Below are 6000 nucleotides of genomic sequence, written 5' to 3' on the forward strand. Positions count from 1 at the left end.
CGGAAGGAGTTTCCCCGTCGACGGCCAAAAACGCCAATCGCTTCCATTGCCGTTTGGGGCCGAAACGACGACATTCCATTCAGAATTTGATGGATTGACGGTCATGGAACGCACCGGATTTGAGCCCTTCGGCGAGCAGCTGGTGTCCGCAACGGACACGCAGCCGCGATCGCGCGCGTCAAAGCTCCTGCTGCGGGCCGGCACCACGGTGTTCTGGTCGCTGGTCGCGGGCATCGTGCTCGCGCGTGCGGCCTTCTTCGAGCCGGGCGTCTATGACAGCTTCAGCCGCGTCGCCTCGCTCGCCAAAAGCCTGATCTTCTGAGCCGATTATTCCGGGCTGAGCATAGAACTTCGCTCGGCCCTGATATGCCGAAAACTTATTCCCCAATCGGACGGCACTGCGTATAAATATTTCTCCTCTGGGAGAGATTTGTGTCGCAGAATCAAGCATCCAACCCGGCCGACGCCAAGCCAACCACTGTCGTGAGCCGTATCGCGGCGCTGATTCCGGGAATCCTCCTGTGCATCGCCGTGGCCGGTATCTCGGCTTTGCTCGAACGGGCCGAGCTGGGTGTCTTCGAGCACCCCTATGTCGAAGCGCTGGTGATGGCGATCCTGCTCGGGATGGCGCTGCGCAGCTTCTGGAAACCGGCGCCGCGCTGGCAGGCCGGTATCGCCTTCAGCGCCAAACAGCTGCTCGAAGTTGCGGTCATGCTGCTGGGGGCCTCGATCAGCTTCGCCGCCATCGCGGCTTCCGGCGTGGCGCTGCTGGCATCGATCGCCGCGGTCGTTGTGATCGCGCTCTGCGTCTCCTTCGGCCTCAGTCGCATGCTGGGGCTGTCGACGCGGCTCTCGATCCTGATCGCCTGCGGCAATTCCATCTGCGGCAATTCCGCGATCGCCGCCGTGGCGCCGATCATCGGCGCCAACAACGACGAGATCGCGTCCTCGATTTCCTTTACGGCGATCCTTGGCGTGATGATGGTGCTGGGTCTGCCGCTGCTGATTCCGCTGCTGCAATTGTCGGCCACGCAATATGGCATCCTCGCAGGCCTGACCGTCTATGCGGTGCCGCAGGTGCTTGCGGCAACGGTCCCGGCCGGGCTCGTCTCGACGCAGATCGGCACGCTCGTGAAGCTGATGCGCGTGTTGATGCTCGGGCCCGTCGTCGTCGGTCTCTCCCTGGTCGCCTCGCGCTGGCAGACCGGCGCCAAGAAATCCAATGTCGGCTTCTTCCGCCTGGTCCCCTGGTTCATCCTCGGCTTCCTTGCGCTGGCGACCCTGCGCTCGCTGGAGATCGTGCCGGGCACAGTGGTCGGGCCGGTGACGAAGATCACGAGCTTCCTGACCGTGGTCTCGATGGCGGCGCTCGGCCTCGGCGTCGACGTGAAGGTGCTGGCGAATGTCGGGGGCCGGGTGACGGCCGCCGTGACACTGTCGCTGATGCTGCTGCTCGGCATCAGCATCGCGCTGGTGCACTGGTTCAAGTAAGGGGGGCGCAGCGGCTGCGAACTCCTCTTCCTTCTCCCCTTGTGGGAGAAGGTGGCGCGAAGCGCCGGATGAGGGGTTCTATCCGCGAGTCCGAACTGAGAGGGGAGTTTGCCGAAGCAGACCCCTCATCCGCCTTGCCTTCGGCAAGACACCTTCTCCCACAAGGGGAGAAGGGAAGTAAGAGCGCAATCGTCGAGATGGGGCGCTAGATCACATCCGCCAGCGAATGCCCATGCAGCTCGATGTTCAGCCCCTGCATGCCCATGTCGCTGATCTCGCCGCCCATCGCCTTCAGGCTCTCCTCACGGATCAGCGACATCAGCCCGCGGCGGAGCGCCAAAAACTCCGACGACATCATCATCGACTGCTGCCGCGGCCGCTCCAGGGGGATCGGGATTTCCGCCTTGATCGAGCCGGGGCGGGCGGTCATGCAATAGACGCGGTCGGAGAGGAAGATGGCCTCATCGATGTCGTGGGTGACGAACAGCACCGAGATCTTCAGCCGTTGCCACATGTTGGTGAGGATCTGCTGCATGATCACGCGCGTCTGCGCGTCTAGTGCGCCGAACGGCTCGTCGAGCAGCAGCACCTTCGGGCCCGTGGCGAGCGCGCGGACGATGCCGACGCGCTGCTTCATGCCGCCGGAGAGTTTTTCCGGATAATGTTTTTCGAACGCCTCGAGCCCCGCGAGCCCGAGCAGCGTGCGCGCCGCGCGCTCGCGCTGGGAGCGCGGCATGCCGCGCATCTTCAGGCCGAACTCGACGTTTTCCCGCACCGTCTTCCACGGAAACAGCGAATATTGCTGAAACACCATGCCGCGCTCGGCGCTGGGGCCGTTGACCCGCTCGCCGTCGACCGTGACTACACCGGTGGTCGGCTTGAGAAAGCCGGCGACCGCATTGAGCAGCGTCGACTTTCCACAGCCGGAGGGCCCGACGATCGAGACGAACTCGCCGGGCCTCACATGAATCTGCGTGTCGGTGACGGCCTGCACAGGTCCCTCGATGCTCTCATAGCTGAGGGAGAAATTCCTGACCTCGATATGGCCCTGCGGTGCTTTGGTCAGGATTTCGTTCATTTTAGCCTCCACGGCATCACCAACTGCCCGGCGCCCCTGATAAGCAGGCTCGATCCAAGGCCAAGCACGCCGATCGCGATCATGCCGAGCGCGATGTCGGCATATTGGACAAGGGAATAGGCCTCCCAGGTGAAGTAGCCGATGCCGTATTGACCCGAGATCATCTCGGCGGCGATCAGCGACACCCAGGCCACGCCCATACCGACGGTGAGGCCGGTGAAGATGTGCGGCATCGAAGCCGGAAAATACACCTCGCGGAAGATCGACCGTTCTCGCGCGCCGAGACATTGCGCGGCGCGCACCAGCACGGGATCGACCAGCGACATGCCATGCAGCGTGTTGACCAGGATCGGGAAGAACGCACCGAGGAAGGTGATGAAGACGATGCTCTGCTCGTTGGTCGGCCAAAGCATGATCGCCATCGGCACCCAGGCGATTGCCGGGATCGGCCGCAGCACCTCGGCCACCGGGAAGATGATTTCGTGCACCAGCTTGAAGCGGCCCATGATCAGGCCGAGCGGCACGCCGACCACCGCCGCGAGCGAGAAGCCGAACAAGATGCGCCGGCAGCTCAAGAGGATGTGCAGCAGGAATTTGGGATCGTGGATCGCCTTGGTGAAGCTGGCATAGACCGCGAGCGGCGAGGGCACGTTGGTGAAGCGCACGAAGAACACAACACGATAGGTCGTGAGCAGGTGCCACACCAGCAGGAAGGCGAGCAGCGATATGATGCCGATCGCCGTCGCGCGTAGTCCCGCTCGATTGAGCCGGTACCAGCGCAGCGCAAGCGTGCCGAAGGAAGGCGGTGTCGCGGGCGGGAAGGGGGCGGGCACGGGGCCCGCCTCGGCGATTGCGGTTGCTGCCGGCATGCTGTCCTCGGGATGTCTGGCGAGGGCGGGACTGCTCACGTCTTGCCTCCGCCGACCGCAGCCTTCACCGCGTCGTCGAAGCCGAGCACCTTGCCATTGATCTTGGCGGCATAGGCTTCGGCGTCCTTCTTCAGCAGGAACGGCGCGACCTCGCCGTTGCCGACCGCGAAGAAGGCCTGGTCGGCGAACAGCTTGATGCCGCGCGTGGTGTCGAAGACGTAGGCGACGTTGATCTTCTTGCCCTTGGCCTTGTAGTCGGCATAGGCCCCTAACGTGCACGCTGCGGACGCAAACGGCAGGATGCCGGCTTCGTCGACCCAGACCTCGCCGGCCTTGCGCGGGTCGGTGATCGGCTTCTTGCAGAAGGAATCTTCGCCCGCGATCTCGTAATTCCTGGTGCTCGCAAGCTGGGTGTCATAGTCGAGCTTCATCTCGGCATAGGCCTTGCGGATATAGGAATCGTCGACCCACTTCTTCGGATCGAACTCCTTCATGCGGCCGAGATTCTGCAAAACCTTGACGTCGGTCGCGGCCGCGTCGATCAGCGCCGGCTTCACCGTGGGATCGGTGGTCATGTTGCCGCTGGGACCGAGGAAGATATAGACGACTTCCTTGTTGATGCCGGTCCACTCCTGGATCTTTTCGGCCGCGAGCTTCGGATCGTCGCGCAGCCACTGGTTGGCGGCGATCAGCGCCTTGAAGTAGGCAACGACGACCTCGGGGTATTTCTCGGCGAAATCGGTGCGGACCACGATGCCGTGGAAGGTCGGCAGGTTGGTCTCAACGCCGTCAAAGATTTTTCGCGCAAAGCCGCGGAACGGCAACAGCTCGGCGAAGGGGACGAAGTCGGCATGCGCGTCGATCTTCTTCTCCTGGAGATTGGTCGAGCCGACCTCCGGGCTCTGGCTGACGAGCTGGAAGAAATCGGAGGCGTAACCGCGGTCCTGCATCGCCTTCAGCACCATGCCGTGCGCGGCCGAGCCGAACGGCACGCTGACGAGCTTGCCCTTGAGATCGGCGAGATCGTAATAGGGCGAGTCCTTGTGGACGACGAGCCCGTTGCCGGAGCCGGACAGGCTGTAGGCGGCCACGCCGATCAGGCGGCTCTTGCTCTCCGGATTGCTCTCGAAGGTGAAGCCGTTCACGATCAGCGGATAGTCGCCCATCATGCCGATCTGGAGCTTGTTCGCCATCATCGCGTTGGTGACGGGCGGGCCTGAGGTGAAATTCTGCCACTCCAGCTCGAACTTGATGTTGGCGTATTTGCCGTCCTTCGGCAGATATTTCTCGAGGAGATGCAACTGCCGGATGACGACGCCGGCGGTCACCGTGTTGGTCGTGGTGTCCTGCGTTCCAATGCCGAGAGTGACGGTTTCCGCCAAGGCCGGCTGCGCAAGGAGTAGCGCCAGCGAGGTCACCGACATCGCGATCGAGAGCGTGGGAAGATGGCGGACCATTCTCATCCTCATTCGGTTGGATGTGCTGTGGTTGCCATGATTGGGTGAGGCCGCGGGCAGGGCAAATCCGGAGTGACCGTCGCAGTCGATTAGTTGCCGGGAAAAGCTGATTGCATACTCCTTGAGCAGTCCTGCACTATAAAGCCGCTTGCCTGTGCATCGACCCTAGTCGCCGCTCTGGCCGCGCATCTCCTCGAGAGCGTCGGCCCGGCACACCACGATCTGCGAGCGCTTGGTGACGACGATTCCCTTCTCCTGCATCCGTTTCAGGCTGATCGTGACCCATTGCCTGGTAGCACCGACCATGTGGGCGATGTCGGCATGGGTGAAGGCCGCCGCGATCACCCGGCCGTCGGCATCCTCGACGCCGTAGAGCTCGACCAGATGCAGCAGAAGATGCGCGAGGCGCTGGGTGATCGAGCGCGTTCCCAGCATCTGCGCCAGTGCCGAATAGCATTTGCCCTTGAAGGTGAGGCCTTCAATGAGGCCGATGGCGAGGTTCGGGATCTCCACGGCAAGGGACCGCAGCTCCTTTCCGGGCAGGTGCACGACGCTGCAATTGCTGGATGCGACGCCGGACCATTGATGCACGGTGCCCTCGAACACTTCGGGCCCCCCGACGAAATTGCCGACATGCCAATAGGCCAGCGTGATCTCGCGTCCGAGCGGCGAAGTGTAGAACACGCGGATGCGGCCGCTCTCGATCAGCCAGATGCCGTCATGCTTGCCGCCCTGGCTGAACAGCGTCTGGCCGCGGTTGAGCACCTTTCGCCGGCCCTGCTTCAGCACCAGCTCCCGCTCGCGTGGCGTGAGCTTGTCCATCAGCGGTGGCGGTCCGCCGATCCATTGCTGGTTCTCGGTCAGCAGCAGCGAGGAGCCGCCGGCAGGCCGAACCGTTGCGGGAACCGCCCCGCGAACCACATTGGTCGCCTGCAACATAAGCCGCCTCCGGAACGTTCAAATCGTTCTAAAGAGGAGCAATGTCCGTGCCAGCTTTACTCCGCTGTCGTGGGGGGGGGGGGGGGGGGGGGGACCCCCCCCCCCCCCCCCCCCAAAAAAGGGGGGGGGGGGCGGCGGGGGGACTGAGCACCAGGAGCAGGCGGGC

Annotated in this window: 6 protein-coding genes; 2 read left to right on the forward strand and 4 right to left on the reverse strand. The window is 63.4% G+C overall.

Annotation, left to right across the window (positions count from 1 at the left end; translation table 11 throughout):
- The first annotated feature begins 103 nt into the window (after positions 1 to 103).
- Positions 104 to 322 carry a hypothetical protein gene (locus tag AC0L3X_RS24865; RefSeq protein ID WP_063984492.1) on the forward strand — a complete coding sequence of 73 codons (219 nt, stop codon included), beginning with the start codon at positions 104 to 106 and terminating at the stop codon, positions 320 to 322.
- A gap of 110 nt (positions 323 to 432) precedes the next feature.
- The gene (locus AC0L3X_RS24870) at positions 433 to 1491 is read left to right on the forward strand and encodes a YeiH family protein (RefSeq protein WP_038941923.1); all 1059 of its coding nucleotides are present in this window, start codon (positions 433 to 435) and stop codon (positions 1489 to 1491) included.
- Positions 1492 to 1696: 205 nt separating this feature from the next.
- On the opposite strand, the gene AC0L3X_RS24875 is transcribed toward AC0L3X_RS24870, so the two are convergent.
- The 4 genes from AC0L3X_RS24875 to AC0L3X_RS24890 form a co-directional block, all read right to left on the reverse strand.
- Entirely contained in the window at positions 1697 to 2569 is an 873-nt protein-coding gene (locus AC0L3X_RS24875) for an ABC transporter ATP-binding protein (protein WP_063984491.1), read from the reverse strand.
- Positions 2566 to 3477 (reverse strand): ABC transporter permease, encoded by a 912-nt coding sequence (locus tag AC0L3X_RS24880; RefSeq protein ID WP_187387763.1) that lies wholly within the window; start codon positions 3475 to 3477, stop codon positions 2566 to 2568. Before AC0L3X_RS24880 ends, AC0L3X_RS24875 begins: the two co-directional genes overlap by 4 nt.
- A complete protein-coding gene (locus AC0L3X_RS24885) occupies positions 3474 to 4895 on the reverse strand; it encodes an ABC transporter substrate-binding protein (protein ID WP_063984490.1) in 1422 nt (473 codons plus the stop codon). The genes AC0L3X_RS24880 and AC0L3X_RS24885 overlap by 4 nt, the downstream gene beginning before the upstream one ends.
- Positions 4896 to 5060: 165 nt before the next feature.
- The gene (locus tag AC0L3X_RS24890; RefSeq protein ID WP_063984489.1) at positions 5061 to 5834 is read right to left on the reverse strand and encodes a Crp/Fnr family transcriptional regulator; all 774 of its coding nucleotides are present in this window, start codon (positions 5832 to 5834) and stop codon (positions 5061 to 5063) included.
- Between the last annotated feature and the right edge of the window lie 166 nt (positions 5835 to 6000).

Source organism: Bradyrhizobium sp. MI1.7, assembly GCF_055811795.1.

What these genes read in the sequence shown, in the direction of transcription:
- AC0L3X_RS24885 (WP_063984490.1), bottom strand. Translation starts at nt 4,895, where the DNA reads ATGGTCCGCCATCTTCCCACGCTCTCGATCGCGATGTCGGTGACCTCG.
- AC0L3X_RS24890 (WP_063984489.1), bottom strand. Translation starts at nt 5,834, where the DNA reads ATGTTGCAGGCGACCAATGTGGTTCGCGGGGCGGTTCCCGCAACGGTT.
- AC0L3X_RS24875 (WP_063984491.1), bottom strand. Translation starts at nt 2,569, where the DNA reads ATGAACGAAATCCTGACCAAAGCACCGCAGGGCCATATCGAGGTCAGG.
- AC0L3X_RS24865 (WP_063984492.1), top strand. Translation starts at nt 104, where the DNA reads ATGGAACGCACCGGATTTGAGCCCTTCGGCGAGCAGCTGGTGTCCGCA.